The organism is Rhodococcus sp. IEGM 1366, from assembly GCF_033142425.1.
In the GTDB taxonomy this organism is placed as follows: domain Bacteria; phylum Actinomycetota; class Actinomycetes; order Mycobacteriales; family Mycobacteriaceae; genus Rhodococcus_F; species Rhodococcus_F globerula.
The window spans coordinates 25,363-47,083 of the sequence record NZ_JAWLRZ010000002.1 but is presented as its reverse complement, the minus strand read 5'-3'; the positions used below and the strand labels follow the sequence as shown (position 1 = coordinate 47,083).

The 21,721-nt window shown below is 61.9% G+C and carries 18 protein-coding genes, 1 pseudogene and 1 riboswitch; of the genes and pseudogenes, 4 read left to right on the top strand and 15 right to left on the bottom strand.

From position 1 onward, the window contains the following. Positions 1 to 523: 523 nt before the first annotated feature. The 6 genes from R4P64_RS06065 to R4P64_RS06040 all read right to left on the bottom strand — a co-directional run bounded on the left by R4P64_RS06065 (position 524) and on the right by R4P64_RS06040 (position 7,683). Positions 524 to 706, bottom strand: a complete 183-nt coding sequence (locus tag R4P64_RS06065; RefSeq protein ID WP_317819810.1) for a hypothetical protein — start codon at positions 704 to 706, stop codon at positions 524 to 526. 47 nt (positions 707 to 753) lie between these two features. Next, entirely contained in the window at positions 754 to 4,041 is a 3,288-nt protein-coding gene (locus tag R4P64_RS06060) for an error-prone DNA polymerase (protein WP_033231531.1), read from the bottom strand. A 120-nt stretch (positions 4,042 to 4,161) separates the two neighbouring features. After that, complete coding sequence (locus R4P64_RS06055; RefSeq protein ID WP_052683634.1) at positions 4,162 to 4,932, bottom strand: (2Fe-2S)-binding protein; 771 nt, start codon at positions 4,930 to 4,932, stop codon at positions 4,162 to 4,164. Continuing rightward, positions 4,929 to 5,696 (bottom strand): ABC transporter ATP-binding protein, encoded by a 768-nt coding sequence (locus tag R4P64_RS06050; protein WP_095886626.1) that lies wholly within the window; start codon positions 5,694 to 5,696, stop codon positions 4,929 to 4,931. Before R4P64_RS06050 ends, R4P64_RS06055 begins: the two co-directional genes overlap by 4 nt. After that, complete coding sequence (locus tag R4P64_RS06045; protein ID WP_317819805.1) at positions 5,693 to 6,733, bottom strand: iron ABC transporter permease; 1,041 nt, start codon at positions 6,731 to 6,733, stop codon at positions 5,693 to 5,695. Before R4P64_RS06045 ends, R4P64_RS06050 begins: the two co-directional genes overlap by 4 nt. Beyond that, entirely contained in the window at positions 6,730 to 7,683 is a 954-nt protein-coding gene (locus tag R4P64_RS06040) for an ABC transporter substrate-binding protein (RefSeq protein ID WP_317820501.1), read from the bottom strand. Before R4P64_RS06040 ends, R4P64_RS06045 begins: the two co-directional genes overlap by 4 nt. A 175-nt stretch (positions 7,684 to 7,858) precedes the next feature. Beyond that, positions 7,859 to 8,006, bottom strand: a riboswitch (cobalamin riboswitch). 138 nt (positions 8,007 to 8,144) lie between these two features. On the opposite strand from R4P64_RS06040, the gene R4P64_RS06035 reads away from it, so the two are divergent. The 3 genes from R4P64_RS06035 (at position 8,145) to R4P64_RS06025 (ending at position 11,138) form a co-directional block, all read left to right on the top strand. After that, a complete protein-coding gene (locus R4P64_RS06035) occupies positions 8,145 to 8,645 on the top strand; it encodes a hypothetical protein (RefSeq protein WP_033231302.1) in 501 nt (166 codons plus the stop codon). Positions 8,646 to 8,782: 137 nt separating this feature from the next. Continuing rightward, complete coding sequence (locus tag R4P64_RS06030) at positions 8,783 to 10,903, top strand: MMPL family transporter (RefSeq protein WP_317819802.1); 2,121 nt, start codon at positions 8,783 to 8,785, stop codon at positions 10,901 to 10,903. Between the two features lie 112 nt (positions 10,904 to 11,015). Then, complete coding sequence (locus R4P64_RS06025) at positions 11,016 to 11,138, top strand: hypothetical protein (protein WP_255285219.1); 123 nt, start codon at positions 11,016 to 11,018, stop codon at positions 11,136 to 11,138. A 13-nt stretch (positions 11,139 to 11,151) separates the two neighbouring features. Here the strand turns inward: R4P64_RS06025 and R4P64_RS06020 are convergent, their stop codons facing one another. The 3 genes and pseudogenes from R4P64_RS06020 to R4P64_RS06010 all read right to left on the bottom strand — a co-directional run bounded on the left by R4P64_RS06020 (position 11,152) and on the right by R4P64_RS06010 (position 13,202). Continuing rightward, positions 11,152 to 12,078, bottom strand: coding sequence for a sucrase ferredoxin (locus tag R4P64_RS06020; RefSeq protein WP_317819799.1), 927 nt, complete (start codon positions 12,076 to 12,078; stop codon positions 11,152 to 11,154). Positions 12,079 to 12,092: 14 nt separating this feature from the next. Then, positions 12,093 to 12,665 (bottom strand): YdeI/OmpD-associated family protein, encoded by a 573-nt coding sequence (locus tag R4P64_RS06015; protein WP_033231305.1) that lies wholly within the window; start codon positions 12,663 to 12,665, stop codon positions 12,093 to 12,095. Next, positions 12,665 to 13,202: pseudogene (locus tag R4P64_RS06010) on the bottom strand (hypothetical protein). The gene R4P64_RS06015 and the pseudogene R4P64_RS06010 overlap by 1 nt, the downstream one beginning before the upstream one ends. A gap of 116 nt (positions 13,203 to 13,318) precedes the next feature. On the opposite strand from R4P64_RS06010, the gene R4P64_RS06005 reads away from it, so the two are divergent. Next, a complete protein-coding gene (locus R4P64_RS06005) occupies positions 13,319 to 14,149 on the top strand; it encodes an alpha/beta hydrolase (RefSeq protein ID WP_317819796.1) in 831 nt (276 codons plus the stop codon). On the opposite strand, the gene R4P64_RS06000 is transcribed toward R4P64_RS06005, so the two are convergent. The 6 genes from R4P64_RS06000 to R4P64_RS05975 form a co-directional block, all read right to left on the bottom strand. Next, the gene (locus tag R4P64_RS06000) at positions 14,122 to 15,612 is read right to left on the bottom strand and encodes an HNH endonuclease signature motif containing protein (protein WP_317819794.1); all 1,491 of its coding nucleotides are present in this window, start codon (positions 15,610 to 15,612) and stop codon (positions 14,122 to 14,124) included. The genes R4P64_RS06005 and R4P64_RS06000 overlap by 28 nt on opposite strands. Positions 15,613 to 15,716: 104 nt before the next feature. Next, on the bottom strand, positions 15,717 to 16,673 hold the full coding sequence (locus tag R4P64_RS05995) for a R2-like ligand-binding oxidase (RefSeq protein WP_045070744.1): 957 nt from the start codon (positions 16,671 to 16,673) through the stop codon (positions 15,717 to 15,719). Positions 16,674 to 16,739: 66 nt separating this feature from the next. After that, positions 16,740 to 18,347: a sulfatase-like hydrolase/transferase gene (locus tag R4P64_RS05990; protein ID WP_411742655.1), complete on the bottom strand. Its 1,608-nt coding sequence runs from the start codon at positions 18,345 to 18,347 to the stop codon at positions 16,740 to 16,742. Between the two features lie 178 nt (positions 18,348 to 18,525). Then, on the bottom strand, positions 18,526 to 19,281 hold the full coding sequence (locus R4P64_RS05985) for an alpha/beta fold hydrolase (RefSeq protein ID WP_045070748.1): 756 nt from the start codon (positions 19,279 to 19,281) through the stop codon (positions 18,526 to 18,528). Between the two features lie 21 nt (positions 19,282 to 19,302). Continuing rightward, the gene (locus R4P64_RS05980) at positions 19,303 to 20,856 is read right to left on the bottom strand and encodes a DNA polymerase Y family protein (RefSeq protein WP_033231310.1); all 1,554 of its coding nucleotides are present in this window, start codon (positions 20,854 to 20,856) and stop codon (positions 19,303 to 19,305) included. Continuing rightward, positions 20,853 to 21,578, bottom strand: a complete 726-nt coding sequence (locus R4P64_RS05975; RefSeq protein WP_317541688.1) for a hypothetical protein — start codon at positions 21,576 to 21,578, stop codon at positions 20,853 to 20,855. The genes R4P64_RS05980 and R4P64_RS05975 overlap by 4 nt, the downstream gene beginning before the upstream one ends. Positions 21,579 to 21,721: the final 143 nt, after the last annotated feature.

Sequence of the window (21,721 nt, the reverse complement as noted above, 5' to 3'; positions counted from 1 at the left end):
TTCGCACCGTGTTCCGGCTTCCCCAGTCCGGAACCCGGCCCTGTACTTCACTTGCCTGTACTTCACTACTCAACTAGCTGATTGATTGCACGGATGGACGCTACGTCGTTCCTATTAAAAAAACCAGCGCGAAAATTGCTCGATTCCAGAAGTTTAGAATCCAAAAGTGCCGTATTTCTTTTCCGCACAAATCGACGCGCTATCAAGAAATACCCACTGCCAGCAGATTCACGGGTAACTCGCAGACAACTGCCAGAGGAAACGCCTCCTCCCATGCCCGATTTAGGACCATTTGCCGTCAATGTGACTTTCGTCCCATTTTTTGGGCGACACTCACTTCTGTACCAACTCCGGCCTGCCCATCGGACTGATATTCGCCGCCGGGTTGTCCTGCATTTTCGCGTAAAAGACCAGTTAAACCGCATTTCGGTCGAAGACCACTTACCCGCACACCACGCTGCACCACACCACCGCGAACGGTCGACCATCGCCGAAGGTCCCTAGCGGGAAGCCCGAAACCTCATCATGCGCGCGCTGCGGCGAAAATTTCCCGACGGACGCCCACAGTTGCCTCGACGAGTCCATGGACACCGAAAAGATACTCGAACAACAAGGCAAAGAATGAGAAAGAAAGGATGAAACCGGGGGTGAATGACACCACGTCGACGCCAATCACCAAAAGGGTGATATCGGGGGTGAATTTCATCAACTAAATTGCCAAACATGCGCTGGATACGCTAATCGTTTGCGCTGTCAGCAGTAATCCCGAGACTTCGCCGTGACACGGAGGTCCATGCGCTGCATCCGGTCTGCCACGACGGTCACAGCGCCTTCTGCGTTTTGCACTCTCCCCCGGATGAGGAGCGCCGGCGCCGTATTGGCCAGCTTTCGGTACTTGGCCCACAACCCCACCGAACACACCACGTTGACCATCCCGGTTTCGTCTTCGAGGTTGATGAACGTAACACCCCCCGCGGTTGCCGGGCGTTGACGGTGGGTGACCGCTCCCCCGACCAACACTCGATCACCGTCCGCAACGTCGAGCAGCCCGGACGCCGGGACCACGCCGAGTGCGTCGAGTTGCGGGCGGAGGAACTGCGTCGGATAAGTGTCGGGAGATACTCCGGTAGCCCACACGTCGGCCGCCGCCAGTTCGACGTCGCTCATACCGGGCAAGGTGGGGGCAGTGACCGATGCCCCCATCCCGGGTAGTCGATCAGGGCGCTCCCCCGCTGCAGCGCCCGCAGCCCATAACGCTTCTCTTCGCGAAATTCCGAAACTACCGAGCGCACCGGCCGTCGCCAGCGATTCCGCTTGTGCCGTCGTGAGTTCCACTCTTCCGGTCAGATCGAGAAATGACGTGAACCGCCCGCCGAGAGTGCGCTGTTCTACGATCTTCTCGGCCAGTGCGTCACCGATACTGCGCACGTCGCCCAGCCCCAATCGCACTTCGAGCCCCGCCGCTTCGACGGTGGCATGCGCCAGACTGACGTTGACGTCCGCACCGTGCACTCGCACCCCGTGCCTGCGGGCGTCGGCGACAAGTGATTGCGGTGAATAGAACCCCATCGGTTGAGCCCGGAGCAGTCCGGCACAGAACGCTGCCGGATGATGCAGTTTGAACCACGACGAGTAGAAGACGAGTGCCGCAAAACTCTGCGAATGACTTTCCGGGAAACCGAAATTGGCAAAGGCGTACAACTTCTCGTAGATACGGTCGGCAACTGCGTCATCGATTCCGTGAAGGTCGCGCATTCCCTGATACAACCGCGCGCGCAGTTGTTCCATCTTCTCGGTGGAACGCTTCGACCCCATGGCTCGACGCAGTTGGTCTGCCTCGGACGGCGTGAATCCCGCGACGTCGACGGCCATCTGCATCAACTGTTCCTGAAACAACGGAACACCGAGTGTGCGCTTCAGGGACTTTTCGAGCGAGGGATGATCATAGGTGACAGGTTCGAGTTTGTTGCGCCGACGAATGTAAGGGTGCACCGACCCACCTTGGATCGGACCGGGCCGGATGAGAGCGACCTCGACCACCAGATCGTAGAAGTTCCGCGGTTTGAGACGCGGCAGCGTCGCCATCTGCGCACGCGATTCCACCTGGAACACTCCCACGGAATCTGCCCGCTGGAGCATCTCGTACACCGCAGTTTCCTGCAGATCCAACTGCGCCAGATCAACGGTGACGCCTTTGTGCTCGGCTACCAGATCCATCATGTAGTGCAGGGCCGAGAGCATTCCCAGGCCCAGGAGGTCGAATTTAACCAGACCTGCGGCAGCGCAGTCGTCTTTGTCCCACTGCAGGACACTGCGATTGGCCATGCGCGCCCACTCCACCGGGCAGACGTCGGCAATCGGGCGGTCGCAGATGACCATGCCGCCGGAGTGGATACCGAGGTGCCGGGGAAACCCCTCGATCTGTGCGGCCAGTTCCAGCACCGGGCGCGGTATATCCGTCTCGGCGTTCTTGTCGATGCCGCCCCACCGTCCGACCTGCTTACTCCACGCGTCTTGCTGTCCTTGCGAAAAGCCCAGTGCCCGAGCCATATCCCGCACCGACGATTTCCCTCGATAGGTAATGACGTTGGCCACCTGTGCGGCATACTCGCGGCCGTACTTGGTGTACACGTGCTGGATTGCCTCTTCGCGGCGGTCGGATTCGATGTCCACGTCGATGTCCGGCGGACCGTCGCGCTCGGGTGCGAGGAATCTCTCGAACAAGAGCTCGTTACGAACCGGGTCGACGTTGGTGATGCCGATGGCGTAACACACCGCCGAATTTGCCGCGGAACCTCGTCCCTGGCACAGGATGTCGTTGTTCTTGCAGAACGAAACTATGTCGTGGACGACGAGGAAATACCCGGGGAAGTCCAAGGACGTGATGACAGCCAGCTCATGTTCCAGCTGTCGATACGCCTTCTCCGCACCCTCGGGCGGCCCGTAACGATCCAACGCCCCCGCCATCGTGAGCTCACGCAACCACGACGCCTCGGTGCGGCCAGGCGGTACGTCGAACGGCGGCAGTTTGGGGGCGATGAGCCTCAGATCGAAAGCGCACTCACGGGCCAGTTCGGCAGCTCCGCTGACCGCCTCCGGGTAGAGCGAGAACAACGACGCCATTTCCTCACCCGAACGCAAGTGCGCCCCACCCGTCGGAGCCAACCATCCGGCGGCGTCGTCCAGACTCTGCCGGGAGCGAACCGCAGCCATCGCCATGGCCAACCGGCGACGCGGGGGCGCCGCAAAATGCGCCGCCGTGGTCGCCACGGTTCGCAATCCCTGTTCGGCGGCAAGCTGTGCCAGAACAGCATTGCGCTCGTCGTCCTCCGGCAACCCGTGATGGGTGAGCTCCACCGCCACCCGGTCGGCACCGAAACGCTCGACCAGATCCCGTAAAGCCGCAGCGGCGCTGCTTTTCCCGCCGGCGGTGAGAGCTTGCCGCACATGACCTTTCCGGCACCCGGTCAGGATCTGCCAGTGCCCACCCGCAGCTTCGGTCAAGGTGTCGAAGTTGTACTGCAACTTCCCTTTCTCACCACCGGCCAGGTGAGCTGCCGCGATCTCACGGGAGAGCCGGCGATAGCCTTCCTGCCCGCGCGCGAGAACCAACAGGTGCGTCCCACCGGGATCGGCCGCCCCCACTCGCGGTGTGGAGTCCAAGGACAACTCCGCCCCGAACACCGTCCGCATTCCCCATTCTCGAGCAGCCTCGGCAAACCGCACCACTCCGTAGAAACCGTCGTGATCGGTGACGGCAATAGCTTCCAGGCCCAGTCGGACGGCTTCCTCCACCAACTCTTCCGGAGGTGAGGCGCCGTCGAGAAAACTGAACGCAGAATGGGCGTGAAGTTCGGCATACGGCACGGTGCTGTTGCCGCGAGCGAGTTCACCGGCGGTGTACTCCCCACGCTTGCGTGACCATGCCGGGCTGTCGTTTCCGTCGCCGGGAAACAGATCTTCGTGCTCGACTCGGCCGGCGCGTCCCGACAGAACTCGTTCCATCTCGGACCACGTCGGCGGTCCATTACCCCAGCCCATACTTGCCTCACCGCTTGCGAACAGTGCCTTTGCGAACAGTCGCGATGCTGGGAGGGAAGACGCATCGTGCATCGAACTTATGTTCGATGCCTCCAAGTTTGGCAGCTCACCCGCCATCCGTCAAACAAGAGCGGCAAGCAACCCCACACGATCCTCGGGCGCACGCTTGGGGCAACTGGTGCACTTGGCTTCGCCCGGCACCTCGTAGATCAGGCAACACGACGCACGCTGGGTGAACCGTCGTCGACCCGCCGGCACCGATGTCAACGGATTCTCCACTCGCGCGGCGTTCGCCCCCGCGTTCACATCCACAAAACGAGGCCGCGGAATGGGCGCGCCCGCACTACGGAGGGCATCGATCAATCCAGCAGCGCAGGCACTTCCGCGCTCACGGCGTACGCCTGCCGCATCGAGCGCGCGGTTGGCAATGGAATCGGTGGTGATCGCCCACAACGCCTTCGCGCGCACTCCGGACACCTCGGCCAGCACCTCGATGACAGGCGTCAATGCCTCGTGCATCGCCCGAGCCAACTCGTCAACACCGACTGTGATCGGGATGAGAGAAGCAGCAACAAATCCCCCGAGATAGCCGTCGTCACGCAGGAAAATCCGGGCCCCGGACAGCGACGGATCGGCGGCAAAACCGGTGACCAACCCCGTTCCGAGCGGGATACCGGTCAACGTGGAACTGGCCGAATACCACCACAAAGTGCCGTTGACCCGGCTCTCGTCACTCCCCCACCGCTTTGCCGTATCCGCGACGCGCGCTGCCATCCAGTCCGGGTCCGTCATCACCTCGGCCGGGATGGTCGCCGGATAAGCGTCGAGGCTTTCGAAAAACGGAACCGCCGCCGCCATCCGCGCGTAGATCGCGCCTATCTCGTCATTCACGCCAGCCCCACAATCTCCATCCGCGGACGCACCCCGTGCTCCACGCGGGCCTTGATCCCGAATACCTCGGCCAGCAACGATTCTTCCAGCACCGCAGCGGTGGGCCCACATGCCCGCAAGTTTCCCGCCTCGAGCACCGCCAGTCGATCGCAATATTCGACGGCCAGGCGAAGATCATGCATCGTGACCACGACGGCCAACCCCTGCGACGCCAACTCCGTGAGCAGCTCCATCACGATCAGCTGATGCCGCAGGTCCAGATGATTGGTCGGCTCGTCCAACAACAGGATCTTCGGTTGCTGCGCCAGCGCCCGGGCAATGGATACGCGCTGACGCTCACCACCGGAGAGCGTCGCGACGTCCCTACCGGCCAGTGCCTCTAGACCGACCTGTTCAATGCACCGATCCACGATGTTGCCGTCTCGCTCCGTCGTGCGATCCAGCCAATTCCGGTGCGGCGTGCGTCCGAGAGCAACGGATTCACGCACCGAAAGCCCACCGGACACCGCCGGTTCCTGAACACTGGCCGAGACGGTTCGGGCAATCTCCCTGCGCGACAATGCCGTCGCGTCCACCCGATCGATCAGCACCGCACCACCACTGGGGGTCAGCGCGTTGTAACAGCAACGCAGCGCCGTCGTCTTGCCACTACCGTTGGGACCGACCAAGCCGAGAATCTCACCTGCGGAAGCCTGGAAACCTATGCCGTGCAACACCTCACGATTTCCGAGCCGGGCCCGCGTGTCGACGAGTTCGAGAATCACTGCTCCAACCTCCTGTACTGCCGGTAGAGCATCCAGACGAATATCGGCGCTCCCACCAAGGCAGTGATCACACCCACCGGGAGCTCTGTCGATTCCGACACCGAGCGTGCCACCGTGTCAGCAGCCACCATCGCCACTGCGCCCAGCAATACGGCGGCGGGAAGCAGACGGATTGCTCTGGTACCCACCACAAATCCCGCAAGGTGCGGAATCAGCAATCCGATGAAACCGATGCCGCCTGCGACGCTCACCGCAGCGCCGGCCAGGACGGACACCGCAAGCAGTGACAACACGCGGAAGCGTCGCACGTTCATACCCAAGGCTGCGGCGCCGTCGTCGCCGGTCTGCAGGACGTCCATCCAACGCGCGCTGAGCAGCAACGCAACTCCGACGACAACAAGCGCGACGGTCGGGAAGATCAGCGTCGACCATCTCGAATCGCCGAATCCGCCTGCTATCCAGTGCATCACGGACGTCACGCGCCGATCGTCGGCCAGAACCAGAATGCAGAACGTGATGAGCGCCGAGAAGATCTGGGCCAGAGCAACTCCCACCAGGATGATCGCCGTGGGCTGAGGGTATCTGCCACCGATCACCAGGGCGAGGAACAGCGGGATCATCGCGCCGACAAAGGCCGCGACGGGAATCGTGAAAACGCCCAGGACACCAACACCGATACCCAGCACGGAAACCAGCACCACCATGAAACCCGCGCCGGACGACACACCGAGAAGGTACGGATCGGCCAACGGATTGCGGGTGACCGCCTGCGCCACCGCACCTGAGAGCGCCAACGACGCACCCACCACGGCAGCGGTGAGGGCGCGCGGCAGGCGGGAGTCGATCACTATCGACTCCCGCGCCGCTGTCCACCAGGTCTCGAAAGTCCCTGGCGCCAAGCGTGCTCCGACTATCGCCCACACGTCACCGACGGGAATGCGCACCGACCCGAACGACACCGCCAACCCCAGCATGGCTGCCAGGGCTACCAGCAGTCCGGCCAGCAGAGCGCCGTAACCGGAACGTGAAAGTGTCACTTCGCCGGGTCAGTGCCTGCAGTAGCAGCACCCGGATGGAAAGCGCTCGCAATGGTTTGTGCCGAGCGCACCAAACGGGAACTCTCGAAGAGATCAGCAAGAGGCACCACGACAAATCGGTTCTGCGCGACAGCCGGAGTGGTTGCCATCAACGGCTGGGACCGCAGGAAGTCGATCTTCTGATCCGCTGTCTTGTCTCCGTAGTCGATGACGACGATCGCCTGGGGCGCGCGCTCGGCAACAGCCTCCCAGCTTGCATCGATGTAGGGCTTGGCACCCTCGGAGAAGATGTTTGTCACGCCGGAGTACTCGGCAACCAGTTGCCCGACGCCGACGCCACCGATCGTGGTCGGAACATCCTCACCGCTGTCGTAGAAGAACGCGGATACCGGCGCGGCATCGCCGATCGACGCGCGGACTGCGGCAAGGCCAGAGCTGATCTGTTCGGCTACGGCGCGAGCGGAATCCTCGACGCCCAAGACCCGGCCGAGTTGGGTGTAGTCGTTCTCGAGCAGTCCGATATCGGGGAAACCGGTGCCGCAGTATTCCGAGAAGAGGAAGGTATTGATCCCTTTCTCGGCAAACGCGTCGCGTGATCTTCCCTGCTTCTCGTTGAATGCGCTGGTCATTCCGCCGACAACGAAGTCGGGATCCACGTCCAGAATCTGCTCGGCGCTCGGGAAGGTATCGGACAGACTGGGGATCTTGTTGAACTGTTCGGCTGTCTCCGCGGTGGGCGGGTTGTCGCTGTATGCCCGTCCGACAATGCGGTCCCCCGCGCCGATCTCGATAAGTGCTTCGGTGACATGGCCGTTCAAGGACACAATTCTCTGCGGCGGTGAATCGAAAGCCAGTTCACGGTCGCAATTGGTGATGCTGACCGGCTGAGCGAACGACTCCGTCGACGCGGAGTTTTCGGTTGCCTCACCTTTCGAACAACCGGCGGCCATCAACGCAGTCGCGATCAACACGACAACGGCGCGGGTGGGGGAAATCTTGAGTGACACGGGACCTCGCAAAAGGGCTCAGAGCCACGAATGAGAATCCTGGGAGAACACCCACCACGTATAGGGAATCCGCGGGCAGTGCTCTCGCTGGACTTCCGGTTCGTAGACCACGACGAATGGATGTCGCACACCACGCGGCGGGCATTCGGGCTCATTCATTCTCGATGATTCGAGAACGAACCTACCGTTGCGGGTCAGCGCCGGAATTGGACCGGCTTCCCCCACACGCATGGCTTGCAAGTGCTTCCAGCAGTATGCCTGACACATCCGAACCGAATCGCAGGCGGCCTCGCCGCGTACATTCCGGACTCTCTCCAGAGCACGGTATTCCGCCACGGACCTCGAAAAAGGATTAGCATGCGGTACCACCGAAATTCGGAAACTCTGGACAGATCGGAATAGACGTGAAAAAGATTCTGAATTCCCTTTCCGAGGACGAATACGTGTTGATCCTCGAGACCAAAAAGGATCAGATTGCCGAACTCGACGAAGACGAACTGATCGCCCTGCACACGCGCATTCGTCGAGCCCGCAACAAGTACACAAAGTTGTACCGACGTGCGGGTTCGGCAAAAGTGGCCGAGAAGAAGGGACGCGGATCCGGTAAGTCGGCAAATGCGCGCAACGCCGGCAAAGCAGAAGTTTTCGAAGACGCGCTCAGCAGAGTGAGCCGCCGGCTGGCAGCGGTCTCGCGCCAAAGCGCCCGAGAACTCAAGGACGAGCGGCTGGGCCGCGCTCGCAAGGACGCACCGTCCTTCAGCGACATCGACACGGGTAACGGAAAGGTCGCGTCCGCGGGCAAGGCTCGCGTCGACGAAACTCGTAGTTCTCCGGGCAAGAAGAAGTTCGAAGCGTCCAGTATCGCCGCCGGTGCACGGCGTCAGGCCAAGAAGGACAATCGCTGACTCCACGCACCAGGTATTAGCCGATGTTGCCGCTGAACGTGACATACGTTCAGCGGCAACGGTGTGTCATGCCCAGAATCCCTCCCCACCGATACAGTCGGTACGGCCATGTCCGAAAATTTCACCGGAGTTGATCAATGACACGCTGGGCCCAAACCGTCGTTTCCCGAAAATGGTGGGTGCTCTCGCTCGCAGTTCTCATCGTGCTGATCAGTGGCGTGTGGGGTCTCGGAGTATTCGGAAAGCTCAGCCAAGGAGGCTTTGTCGACCCGGGTAGCGACTCCGCGAAGGTCGCAGCAATCGTCGAGGAAAACCTCGGACCGCAAACCGCGGACATCATTGCGATCTACACACCGACCGACGGCCGAAGTCTCGACGACATCGGCCCGGCGGTGACAGCCACCGTCGACGAATTCACGGCCAACGTGCCGACGGCCTCGGTAAAGTCGTATTGGACCGCCGACGCCGCGACCAAGGCAAATCTGGTCTCCAACGACGGAACGATGGGCGCGGTTGCCATCACCTTGGCACCGGACTCCGGAGTCACCTCCGCCACATTTTCCGATCTGCTCCCCACGCTCGAAGTGGAAGGCGCGCAAGCACAATTCGCTGGAAACACGGTAGTGGGTGTCGCCTTCAACACCACGCTGGAGAAGGATCTTATTGTCGCGGAGGCCATAGCCATCCCGATCACCCTCGTGTTGTTGGTCTTCATCTTCGGCGGACTTGTCGCTGCAGCCGTACCGGTTTTTGTCGGAGTTCTGAGCGTGCTGAGCGCCTTGGCTGTACTGCGAGTTCTGACGTCGGTCACCGAGGTCAGTTCGTTCTCGATCAACGTGGCCTCACTGCTGGGGCTCGGCCTTGCCATCGACTACGGATTGTTTGTCGTCGGGCGATACCGCGAGGAACTGAACTCCGGTTCCGAACCAGGTGCCGCAGCCACCCGCACCGTCCTGACGGCCGGTCGTACCGTGATGTTCTCGGGGCTGCTGCTGATCTGCGCGTTCAGCGGCATGCTTGTGTTCCCACAAGCTGTGATTCGGTCACTCGGGTTCGGCGCCATCGCCGCCGTGCTGAGCGCGGCAGTACTGTCGCTGACCGCGGTACCCGCTTTGCTTGCCATTCTGGGCCACCGCATCAACTCGTTGACGTGGCGCAAGGGCGCAGCCCAACGCGGAGAAGAACGTTCACGCAGGTTCTGGGGTCGCGTCGTCACGTGGGTGATGAAACGACCTGTTGCCGTATCGATCACGATTGTCACCCTGCTTCTCGTACTGGCGTCGCCGCTGCTGGGCGCACGACTCGGCGAACTCTCGTACACCGCATTGCCCACCGACGACCCCGCTCGTACTGCAATGGACACGCTGGTCAACGAATTTCCCCAGACAGGGAACGGCGCGACACTGATCCTGCAGGCGGAGGGCGATACCGTGCTCAACCCTGCCGAAGGCACGGCAGTAGCCGAAGCCGCAAGCCAAGTCGAGGGCATCGCGCAGGCTACCGTCGTCGCGAGCACCAACTCGCTGATCGCAATCCAAGCGTTCTACAGCGAAGGATCCACGCCGCAGTCCCAAAGTGACGCTGTCACCGACCTACGCGAGATCCCTGCGCCCGACGGCGCCGAATTATTGGTCGGCGGCGGGCAAGCCACCGTCGACGACGGCAACAACGCTGTCCTGCACTGGTTGCCGGTCATGATTCTGATCATGGTCGGTTCGACCCTGATTCTGCTGTTCCTCGCCTTCGGATCAATTGTGTTGCCCATCAAGGCTGTGCTGATGGCTGCCTTGAGTTTGGCAACCACCTTCGGCGTCCTCACCTTCGTCTTCCAGGAGGGCCACGGCGTCGAACTTCTCGGTGTCAGCCAGACACCGCTCGAAGCAACATTTGTTGTCCTGATCCTGGCCGTTGTCTTCGGACTGTCCACCGACTACGAAGTGTTCCTCATGTCGCGCATGGTCGAAGCGAAGAACGACGGCGCGACAACGGAAGAGGCCGTCAAGTTCGGCACCGAGAGAACGGGCCGCATCGTGACGGCCGCAGCACTGCTCCTCATCGTCGTGACGGGCGCTTTTGCCATGTCAGGTCTTGGAGTAATGAAGTTCCTCGGAGTCGGCATGATCGTGGCACTGATTGTCGACGCGACCATCATCCGCATGCTCCTCGTTCCGTCCCTGGTGAAGCTCATGGGCGAAGCAAACTGGTGGGCGCCGGCGTGGATGAAGAAAATCCACGCGAAGGTCGGCATCGGGCACTGACCCGCTCCTGGTTTTCCCCGATCGGGTAGTCATCCTCGAGGATGACTACCCGATCACGTAAATGGATCTCTGGGGCGATGTTCTTCGGCGCCAGGGTCGTCAGACTTGAAGCATGACAATTTTCGAGTGGATTCTCACCGTCCCCGCCATCGCCGTCGGCGGGGCATTCCTGTTCTCGGGCATCGTCACGGCGGGACTGGACTTCGACGCCGACGACGGAATCCTGGTGAACTGATGCACGACTGCGACTAATTAAGAATCAGGCCCGAACCCAGTTCGCGAACCGACGTGGCAACAACGGACCGAACAGGTTTGGGATCCACCCCACAGCTGGGTGGACGCGGAGCCAACTCCGACGTCTGCGTTTCCACTTCCCAACTCCGACCGTCGACGTGCTCGACGATGCACAACTGACCACCCAGATCGTCTACCCTCAGATCGTCGATGCCGCAGGGAATGTACTGCCGGACAGCAATTTCCGCGACCTGTCCCACCGAGTTCCACGGACTCCGGCCCCGCAGCCCAGGAAGATGAACTTGACCGCTGACCGCTGACTCCACCGCCGCAAGGCTTTCCGCCCCGGACAGTCGGCCGTAGGTATAGCCACTGGGCAACAGGATCATCGACGGCGCAAACCGATGACCACCCGTATGCGAGCATTCCCATACATTCTCACCGAACGCCGGAACCAACTCCGCCGCAATCGGCCTGCCCAGAACGGCGCAACACTGATCACGTTTTCCGTGCGCGCACACCAGCACCACGGGTTCCTCGACCCTGACACCCAGTCCTGGGGCCGGCCCACTGAGCAGAGCGAAGTCGATGTCGAGAAGATCGAACGGCGAATCGATCTGCAGTCGTTCACACCACGAATCATCGGGATCGGAACGAGCAAGAAGCACCGTGTGACCGGCAGACAGTGCGCGACCGGCAGACAGTGTCTCGTGTCGACCGGGATGTCTGATGAACATCACACGCACGTCCGCAGCGTCCGCGCGTCGACTCAATTCGGTGGCAAGTTCCTCCCCGAGAGCCGTGCCGTCGAGAACATCCCGACCCCAGGCACCGACAAACTCGAGGCACACCCAACCACGCACAACGGCCGCCGTGCCTTCCAACGGTTCGTCGACGGCAGACAACGCTGAGCAGGTCTTGGCTTCGGTCACAAGTGCCATTGTGTCAGCCCTCGTCAGTGAAACTTCTTACCCTCCTCGAGTTGGCTGATGAACTTCTGTATCCGGCGGGTCCTGGTCTCCGGGCGCTTCGCTTCCAACAGGCGATAGAAGATCGCGAACCGATTAGTCGAATTCAACGTCTCGTAGAAGGCCTGTGCTTGGGGATTCAAGGCCAATGCGTCGAGGAAATCCTGCGGCACCTCGGCTTTCGCGGATCCTTCGTACGCGCGCTCCCACCTGCCGTCGGCTTTGGCTTTCTCGATTGCAGCAATGCCCGCGGGTTCGAGCAATCCTTCGCTCTCGAGCCTCGCGACAATCTCCACGTTGCGTTTCGACCACGGGCTACGCGTCGTGCGCGGCGAGAACTTCCGCAAGAAAAAGTTATCGTCGACCTTCCTCGGCAGACTGTCGATCCACCCGAAACACAGAGCGACATCGAGCGCCTGGTCGTAGTCGATCGACGAATGGGGTGATGACTTCTTGGCCATCTTCAGCCACACCCCTGGACTCACGTCGTAATTCTCGGATAACCACCGACGGAATTCCGCGCCGTCCGCAAAGTATTCGATATCCAGTTCCGGCGCCATCAGTACTCCTCTACCCGATTCCTACGGCCACCCGGCCACTGAGCTACCCATACTCTGACAAATCCCTGCGACAGATATCCGAGAGTTCCCAGTGCAAGCACCCATTTGCTGATGCTCACCGCTGTGGTGATCCGAACCGTCCTGTCGGTGATGTTGTCACGATGATCGAGCAGATACAGCCCGGTGATGTTCTCGACGTAGTCACCGGCAGCGGACAACACTGGCGCCGCGGCAAGCGCCCTGCGAACCGCCGGTGAGAGCGGGGTGCGCTCCCCCAACCGTCGGCCGGCGGCGCGCAATGCGACCGCGTAGATCGCCGGATGAACAAAGTCCGGGTAGTAGTGACTGCGGAACCGCGCCGTCTCCGCGCCGTCCATCTTCGCCAGAACCTCGCGGTACCGACGTGCGGAGAATGCCGTCTGCACCTCCAGAACCCGCGGACCCACCGGCCCCAGAAGTCTGACGATATTCGCCTGGGAGAGAACAAAATACCGCGGACCACACAGCCATGGATCGCTGATTCGAAGTTCTGAACATGTCAGCAATCTTGCCAGTTGTGTGCGGCTTCACGTCAGTGGCGGCGTCCGGGTGAATGACTTGGACAAAAATGGGCATTCCCTGACGATCAGAACTGATCGATCACAGGAGTCCTCATGCCCACTGCCGCCAAACCGACGGTACTTTTCATCCACGGATTGTGGATGCATCCCAGCGCGTGGGACCCCTGGGCCCAGGCCTTCGCCGAACGCGGATACGGCACCATGTCGCCCGGTTGGCCTGGCGACGGCGCCACCGTCGGGGAATCCCGAGAACACCCCGAAAACATTGCGGGACACGGAATCGACGAGATCACCGAACACTATGCCAAGGTGATCGCCGACTTGGATGCTCCACCGATCGTGGTCGGACATTCCTTCGGCGGGCTTATCGCACAGAAACTTCTGGGTCGGAAATTAGCTTCCGCTGCAATAGCAATCGACCCCGCACAACCAAAAGGCGTCCTGAAACTTCCCCTCGTTCAGCTCCGTACCGTTCTCCCGGTCTTGTCGAATCCCGCCAACTATCGGAAGACGTACTCGCACACCAGAGATTCCTTTCACAAGTCCTTTGCCAGTGCGATCACCAAGAGTGAATCCGACGCTCTCTACGAGCGATACGTAATTCCGGCACCCGGGCAACCACTCTTCGAGGCTGCGCTCGCCAACTTCAATCCCCACAGCCCCGCCCACGTCGACTTCAACACCGAACGCGGCCCACTGCTGATGATCGGCGGCGGACAAGATCGAACGGTCCCGAAAGCCAGCACCGACAGTTCGTTCAAGATGTATCACAAAGCGCCAACGGTCAACGAGTACAAGGTATTCGACGACCGTGGTCACTCACTCACCATCGATCACGGTTGGCGTGAAATTGCGGACTACAGCTTGGCATGGTTGAGCCGCAACACAGCAGGCACTCAGAACGGTGGTGGGTCGTTGCCGTAGTCGACGGGTCTGTGGGGCACGTGCTTTCGAGGCACATGCTTTCGGGGTGTGGAGAGTTGTGCCGTCCGGTGTTGAATCTTGATGTGCCGGTGTTTGCGTTCGCTTCGGATGCGGGCAGCTTTGTTCTCGAGTCGTGTTCGTCGCGGTTTGCCGCCTTCCGGTGGCGGTGTTTCCTGCATTCCGGCGAGTAGTCCGGCAGCTCTGGTGCGGTAGCAATGACCGGTCTGCGAGGTCAGGGTGATGCTGTGGTCCGGGTTCGGGTGGAGCCACCAGTGTCCGGAGTGCTTGAGGCGGTGGTGGTTGCGGCAGAACGCGCTCAGATTCGACGCGACGGTTTTCCCGCCCTTCGCAGGGTCCGCGTGGTTGAACGGATCGTTGTGGTCGAGGTCGCAGTTCCAGGCCGGGACATCGCAGTGCGGCCACTGGCAGCTGCCCGAGATGACCCGCAGCCACGTGTCGAGTGCCGCGCCGGGGCGGTACACCGATGCCGAGTCGGGCTCAGGTGTTTCCGGTACTCGCACTTCCCGCACAGTGGCGTCTTTTGCGATGTCGCGGGCATGTTCGGCGCTGATCACGCCGTACCCGTCGAGATGAGCGGGTTCATCCAACCCTGCGTGCAGTGCGGAATCGTGTATCACGACATGAACGAGTGGCCGGCGAATGATGACAACACCGCTACGGTCCTGCGGGCAATCACCGCGGTCACAGTCGCACACCAACACCGTCGAACCACTCACCAACGCGCCCAACGCATCCGCGCGCCGCTGCTCATAGGTTCGCGAATCACGGCGACACACCGACATGGCCAATTCCCGCAACCGGCCGTCGAAGGCGCGGGCCTGCTCCGCCGGGATGCTGCCGAGGATGCGGGCCATCCCGTCTTCGGCGGCGCTGACTCCGACAAACCGATCGGCGAGGGCCCGGCGGCGTCGTTCCCGCATGCCTTCCGGATCGACGCGGGCGACGATCCGGTCGATGGTCGCCGTCAACCGCCGACCCGTCAACCCGGTACCGCCGTCCACCTGTGGGGCGAGAACCTGCTCGAGCAGCAAGCGTTCGACCTCGTCGATCAGCTCGTCACCGACATTCGCGGTCGCGGACTCGATCAACGTGACCCGGTAGAAGTCGAGTTCACCGCGGGCCATCGCCGCCCGCGTGCGATGCAACCGCGTCTTCAAAGCAAACCCCAACCCGATGAGTTTTCCGGCAGCAGCGCGCCCCATCGTCAGGACCGCGCCGACCTCGGATTCGGCGAGCTCGTGCGCCGACGACGTCCACGTGCCACCCTCGACATGCTCGGCGCTGCGGCGGGTGAAGAACTCCGCCACCACGGCCAGTTTCCGCTCGACCAGCATCGCTTCACATGAATGCAACTCGGCCATCAAATCAACCAGGGCGCAATCGGTTTCGGTACCACTCAGCTGCGCCGAGATACCGAAACTTCCCACCCCCGAATCGAACATTCCCCCACCCTAATCGAAATCCTGTTCGATTGCGAGGGCTCCTTGAAACCAGTCGGAAAAGTCTGAATATTGACTGGAAACTTCAGGGCGGCTTAGCTTTTGACCTAGCTACCGGCCTCAATCATCACTGCGGCGTCTTCGGCACCGAACTTCTCCTCGAGCGTCTCGGGTGAGTAGTCGAGGTCGATCTCGGCCACGTCACGTCCCCGCGCAGACTCGATTGCCGAGAGCCGTCGCTGAGCACGATCAGCCGCGTACTCGAGAAATTCCTGGTTGTCGAGACCGAAAGGCTGGACTTCGAATTGATCGTTGACCCAGTTGATGAGACCGAGAGCCATCGGCATCAACTCGCCCATGCGCGCCTGCACGACATCCCACAGGGCGTCGTCCGCAGCCACGTGTCGGCGGCACGTGAAAGTTCCCCACGCCATGTGGCGCCGCTCGTCGTCGCCGATCTTTTTGATCAACTGCTGCATCCCGGGCAGGATTCCCCTTGTGGCACATACCTTCTGCCAGGCGTAGTAACCCGTCAGCGCAAGGCTGCCTTCGATGACATGGTTGTAGGTGACGCTCGCCCGCACCTGGTTGACCGGGCTGGGGTCGGTCTGGAGAATCCGCAGCGACGCCGGCAACTCCTCGTAGAACAGTTGTCGGTAGTCCGGATTATCGGCGACGTAGGAATGCAGGTCGTCGGTGAGTCCGACCTCATCCATCCAGAGCCGGAAAACCTGTGTGTGCTTGGCTTCCTCGAAACAGAATTGGGTCAGGTACATCTCGTCGCTGAACCTGCCTTCAGCGGACATCGCCTGCATGAACGGTTGGATGTCCTCGGTCACTGCTTCTTCACCGGCGATGAACTGCGCGCACAGATACGTTGCGCTGCGCTGCTGCTCGCTGGTCAACTCTTGCCAGTCTCGAGCATCTTTCGAAAAATCGAGGTCTGCCGGGTTCCAAAATTTGGCATTTCCCTTGGTGAACAATCGGAGTGGAAAACAATCCCAGTTCAACCCTCCTGATCGGAGGGAACTGAATCCTTCTCGCCCCGGCGAGGTGACGGTCATGACATTCCTTCTTCCCGAAACGAAGACATATGTCCGAGGGGAATGCCCGCAGAACTCCGTCGTGAATCAGTTTTGCGGAATATTGCTCGACTCTGCCAGCGAAACACCCTTTGCCTGCATCGCGGCAAAGAGTTGTGCGTTCATCTCGGCGGCTTTGGCGGGCTGGTAGGACGCAAAATTGAACGGGTTGGCCAGGTTGTTCGTCTCCAGGGGATCGGCAATCAGGTCGTACAGTTCGTATTGGGGCGCAGCAGTTCCCGCCGGGTCGAAGTACATCGTGTATTTCCACCTGCTGTCGCGAATGCAACGAATATGGTTCGGCTGCGTGACGATGTTCTGACCGTCGGGCGTCGCACAGTTCTGATCGTCGTACGTGAAGAGAATCGTGTCCTGAACGTGCACGCTGGGTGCGTCCGGATACGCCGCCGCATCGACGAGCACCGGGGTGAGATCGGTGCCGAGAAAGTTCCACGACGCACGATCCGGCACTTGCGCGAGGTTGGCCAGAGTGGGCATCACGTCGATCAACGACGCCAACGCGTCCGTCTGAACGGGCTTCGGGAACAACAACGGATTGCTGATCACGAGTGGGACGCGCAGAGTTTCCTCGTACGCGTTGAACACCTTCTGCCGCAAGCCTCCGTGCGACATTCCCATCTCACCGTGATCGGACATACGCACGATGACGGTGTCGTCGAGCAGCCCCGGAGTGGCTTCCAAGGCGTCGAGAACACTGCCGATGCGCTCATCCACGACCTTGTGCATGTAGGCGTAGAAGTTGATGTATCGCCTGGCCTGATCGGGTCCGAGCAATGGACCGAGTCCGGCGGCGAGCAACAATTCCGACTGCACCTGAGCGCTCGGTTTGTAGTTGAAGGCAAGGATTTCGTCGTAGGTCGGTGGGAGTTCGATGCCCTGCTCGAAAGCTCCCGGCGCATCCGACCCGTAGTTGTCGCACGTACCACTCATCGCATCCCACGACTGGGGATATGCAAGGACGTCGTGCGGATTGACGAACGATACGATCAGCGCAAAAGGCTTGTCCCCTTTGGCATCCGGTCCGGTGAGAAATTCGACGGCTTCCTCGGCAGCGCGGCGGTCGTGATCGGCGCATCCGCCGCCGAAATGGTCTGGGTTTGTGTCCTGTCCGGCATCAGGTGGTGTCCACCCGCCGAAACCGAATGCGGCAACGTCGTCACTGGACGGATCACCACCGGATGCTCCCTTGCTCAGATGCCATTTCCCCCGGTACTGGACGTTGTACCCGGCGGATGCCAGCATCTTCGCCATGTTCTGCTCCGACGTCTGCAACTGCGGTTCGGTGGGAGATACGGTGCCGCCCTCGGTCAGGGTTCTGGTCACACCGTGTTGCGCGGGATACAGCCCGGTAAAGAACGTGCTCCGACTGGGCGAACACATCGCCGTGTTGCAGACCGCTTGATCGAAAGTCAATCCGTGACGCGCAATGCGTTGGCGATGAGGAAGATTCCGCTCCGCCCACCCTTGCGGCCAGTACATCGGCCGTCGTTCCTGATCGGTGATGATGACCACGATGTTGGGCTGAGCGGGAAACGAATCGCTGGGCGCTGCCCGCGACGGTGTGACCGCGGCGCCCGCCGACCCGATATCCGTCATACCGGCAAGAGCCAAAGCGCCCATCCCGCCCAAGAACATCCGACGCGGCAATCCGTGACTGCACTGGGGGACGTTCGCGGGTTCTGGGCTCACGTGATGACGTCCTCTCACAGTGTGTCTGCTAGAGCATGTGTCTGCTAGAGCATGTGTCTGCTAGAGCAGTGCGTCTGCACAGAGTTGACCGTCGGCGCGCTCTCTACACATCTGGACGCCCGGTTTACGAAATAAAAGGCACCACCGCGGCCTCGAATTCACGGTAGCCGTCCCGATGAACGCTGTGACCGGTGCGAAATGACCTGACCTCACACCGCTTGACAGTGGCGCTGACCTCGCGAAGCCGGTCGGAATCCACCATGCCGCCGAGGCCACCGCGCAGGAACAAGGTGTCCGCCTCGATCAGCGGCAACGATTCCCACCACAGTTGATCGGGTTGACGGAACTGCGTCAGCGCCGACCCCGTCATCGACTTGTCGAAGGCCAGAGCCGCCCGCGGATGGCGCACCAAACTTGTTGTTGCGTGCCACAGTTCGGACATGCTCGGCAGCTTGCGGGAAAATACCTGCTCCGGATCGCCGGGACGCAGTGGGAGCGGCGCTTCCTCGATGACCAGCTTGCGAACGCCGGTCGTTCGCCGCTGCGCGATCAACGACGCGGCGTGCCCGCCGAGCGAGTGCCCCACCAAGTCGACGTGATCGAGTTCCAGGTGATCACAGACGTCCATGATGTCCGCGGCAAATTCCTCGAACAGGTACGACGACGCCCGGGCACTGCGCCCGTGCCCACGAAGGTCCACCGAGACAACCCGTCGATCGCGGGACCGCAATGCTCTGGCGAATCGATCCCATGTGCCGCTGTCGCCGCCCATGCCGTGCACGAGGACGACAGGAGGCAGTTCGGCAGTCCCGGAACCGGCCCCCGAATCGCGGTAGCTGATCTCGATTCCACCGGCACTGCGCACGTTAGCGATACTCACGATGTTCCAGATTAGCCGTACTCACTCGTACACACCTTCCACCGACCACTCGCCACCCTCGCAGATCATCAACAACGCGCGTGATTGTTCCAACAGCACCTGCGCCCGCGCCGCCGTTCGCACCGCGGCCGAATCCCACCATCGCTCGTCGACCGGCCACGGACCTGCCCATCCTTGCACCGCCCATTCCTTACTCCCCCACTTCAGCCTCGCCGGATGCGCGCTGAACACTCCGCGTTCCGTGACGTACACAGCTTTGCCCGACGCGTCTGTCAGCCACACCCGCGGATTGTCGACGTACACCGATCCCGGTGACGGCTGAGGTAGCAGCCCCGGCCACGGAGCCCCCGGATCATGCGCTGCTACCCGCTCATCACCCAAGGGCACCAATGTAATTCGCTCCGACGGCCCCCTCCCACCACTGAGGACACCCACCTGGACCGACTCGCCGCCCAAGAGCCCCTGCACTCGCACCAACGCTCGCTTGGCCCGTTCGTCCTCATCACCCACTCCGCCCCAGAGTCCCAATTGCAGGGCGCCTGCGTTGACCACCTCCACCGGTTCGAGGCGCAGCACGGTAATTCCTGCGGTTGGCTTGTCCTCACTGCGGCCGGTAAGCCACCCGTCGAGTTGCCACCGCACTCGATCAGCCGTTCCTTCCGGCGTCAGCGGCTCGGCGCAGCGCCACGTGCGAGAGAGGTTCTCGCCGTTTTCGGTGCTCGCCGATATCAGCAATCGCGTGCAGGCGACGCCGGCGCCGGACAACGTGCCATGCAGCAAAATCGCCAGGGCGCGCCCGGCGAAGGCCGCGGCGTCCACTCGTTCGATAGGCGGATCGTAATGCTGCTCCACGTCGAGATCCGGTGGCAACGCCCTGGCCGACGGTGGTCGTTCCGGTTCACCGCGCGCCGCCCGGTGCGCCAACACCGCATCGGTACCGAACCGCGACGCCACGTCGACGGCCGGCAAGTCCGCAAAGGCGCCGATGGTTCTGATCCCGAGCCGGCGCAGCAGATCCACCAGCTCACCGCGATGAGGTGCGGACAAACTCGGCTCGGCCGCCAACTCCGACATCGGCAGCGGAGCAAGAAACCGAGCGCCCTCGCCGAGCGGCACCAGCGCGGCTCGTCGTGCAGCTATCACCGCGGTCGACAACTGATCGGCCACCCCGATCTGGCATTCGACTCCCACGGCAGCAACCTGATCCACCAACCGTTCTGCCGCGGCCTCCTCGCTGCCGAAATAGCGACTGGCACCGCGTGAACTCAACACCAGCAGGCCAGGACGAAGCACCTCCACACCGGGCGCAGCCGCATCGACAGCCGCTGCAACCGGCTCGAACAATCGGGCATCCCGCTCCGGATCTGCCGCCGCCACATACAGTTCCGGGCACCGCGCCTGCGACTCGCGTCGGCGCAGCCCACGGCGCACTCCTTCCGATCTGGCCGTCGCACTGCACGCGATCACCCTGTTGCCTGACGTCACCGCAACCGGGTGAGTAGCCGGAAGGTCGGCTACAGCAGCAGCCGCCACTGCCGGCCAGTCCGGACACCAGAGCGCCAGAACCCTGCTCACAGTGCCACCACCTGAGCTGCGGCCACCACTTGCGCTGCGCCCACCTCGAGTGCAGGCTTCCATTCCACCCGTCCCGCTGCGCTGCAAATATCCAGACGGGTGGTGCGCGGCTGGAACGAGCGCCCTCGGGCACGCACGGCAAGGCTGAGCGATTCGAGCCGTCCCCGCCCCAGCGCGCGTCCGCACCCGAAACCGCCGTAACCGTTGACCTGCGCCTCCAGCCGCACCTCCACACCATCCCAATGACCATCCGTCACAACAAGAGTGGAACCTTTACTGCGGGCGCGGGCCACCACTGCCCGAGCCCGCGACGGGGGCACGGACGCACCCGCCAATCCCAGAATCACCAGATCCATACCGTCGAGCAGCACTGCGGCAACTTCGACCGGATCGGGCCCCGGATCCGGGACAAACGCAAGACGCTCCAACTGCGCACCCATCTCGTACGCGGCCAACACTCCCAACTGCGGCTTGCCGACAACGGCAACATTTCCACCGGACGCGGTCACCGAGGCCACCAACCCCACCAGCAACGACGCGGCCCCGGATACGGACACCACGGTTCCCCGCACCAACCCGCCCTGCGGCAGCAACTCTGCGATACCGGCCGGCACGGGCAGGATTCCCGCCTTGTCCGCCCGATCCCCGGTCACTCCTACTGCAGCCTCGACGGGAATCGACGACACAACCTGCCCGTCACCGCGAGCCGGGATGGAGGCCATCCGGCTGCGGAGTTCCGCCAACCGCTCCTGGCGGGACACGCCCGCCGCCTCGGCAACGCTCTCTACCACCGTCACTTCGTCATCCCCGTCCTGCGATACTTCCGGCAATCTTTTTCAAGCCGGCAAACCACGGGGAAGTCGGG

Bases quoted from the DNA above. Each gene is read 5' to 3' on its own strand.
- R4P64_RS06065 (WP_317819810.1), bottom strand. From the start codon at position 706: ATGAAATTCACCCCCGATATCACCCTTTTGGTGATTGGCGTCGACGTG.
- R4P64_RS06060 (WP_033231531.1), bottom strand. From the start codon at position 4,041: ATGGGCTGGGGTAATGGACCGCCGACGTGGTCCGAGATGGAACGAGTT.
- R4P64_RS06040 (WP_317820501.1), bottom strand. From the start codon at position 7,683: ATGGCCGCCGGTTGTTCGAAAGGTGAGGCAACCGAAAACTCCGCGTCG.
- R4P64_RS06030 (WP_317819802.1), top strand. From the start codon at position 8,783: ATGACACGCTGGGCCCAAACCGTCGTTTCCCGAAAATGGTGGGTGCTC.
- R4P64_RS06025 (WP_255285219.1), top strand. From the start codon at position 11,016: ATGACAATTTTCGAGTGGATTCTCACCGTCCCCGCCATCGCCGTCGGC.
- R4P64_RS06020 (WP_317819799.1), bottom strand. From the start codon at position 12,078: ATGGCACTTGTGACCGAAGCCAAGACCTGCTCAGCGTTGTCTGCCGTC.
- R4P64_RS06015 (WP_033231305.1), bottom strand. From the start codon at position 12,665: ATGGCGCCGGAACTGGATATCGAATACTTTGCGGACGGCGCGGAATTC.
- R4P64_RS06005 (WP_317819796.1), top strand. From the start codon at position 13,319: ATGCCCACTGCCGCCAAACCGACGGTACTTTTCATCCACGGATTGTGG.
- R4P64_RS06000 (WP_317819794.1), bottom strand. From the start codon at position 15,612: ATGTTCGATTCGGGGGTGGGAAGTTTCGGTATCTCGGCGCAGCTGAGT.
- R4P64_RS05995 (WP_045070744.1), bottom strand. From the start codon at position 16,673: ATGACCGTCACCTCGCCGGGGCGAGAAGGATTCAGTTCCCTCCGATCA.
- R4P64_RS05990 (WP_411742655.1), bottom strand. From the start codon at position 18,347: ATGTTCTTGGGCGGGATGGGCGCTTTGGCTCTTGCCGGTATGACGGAT.
- R4P64_RS05975 (WP_317541688.1), bottom strand. From the start codon at position 21,578: ATGGCCTCCATCCCGGCTCGCGGTGACGGGCAGGTTGTGTCGTCGATT.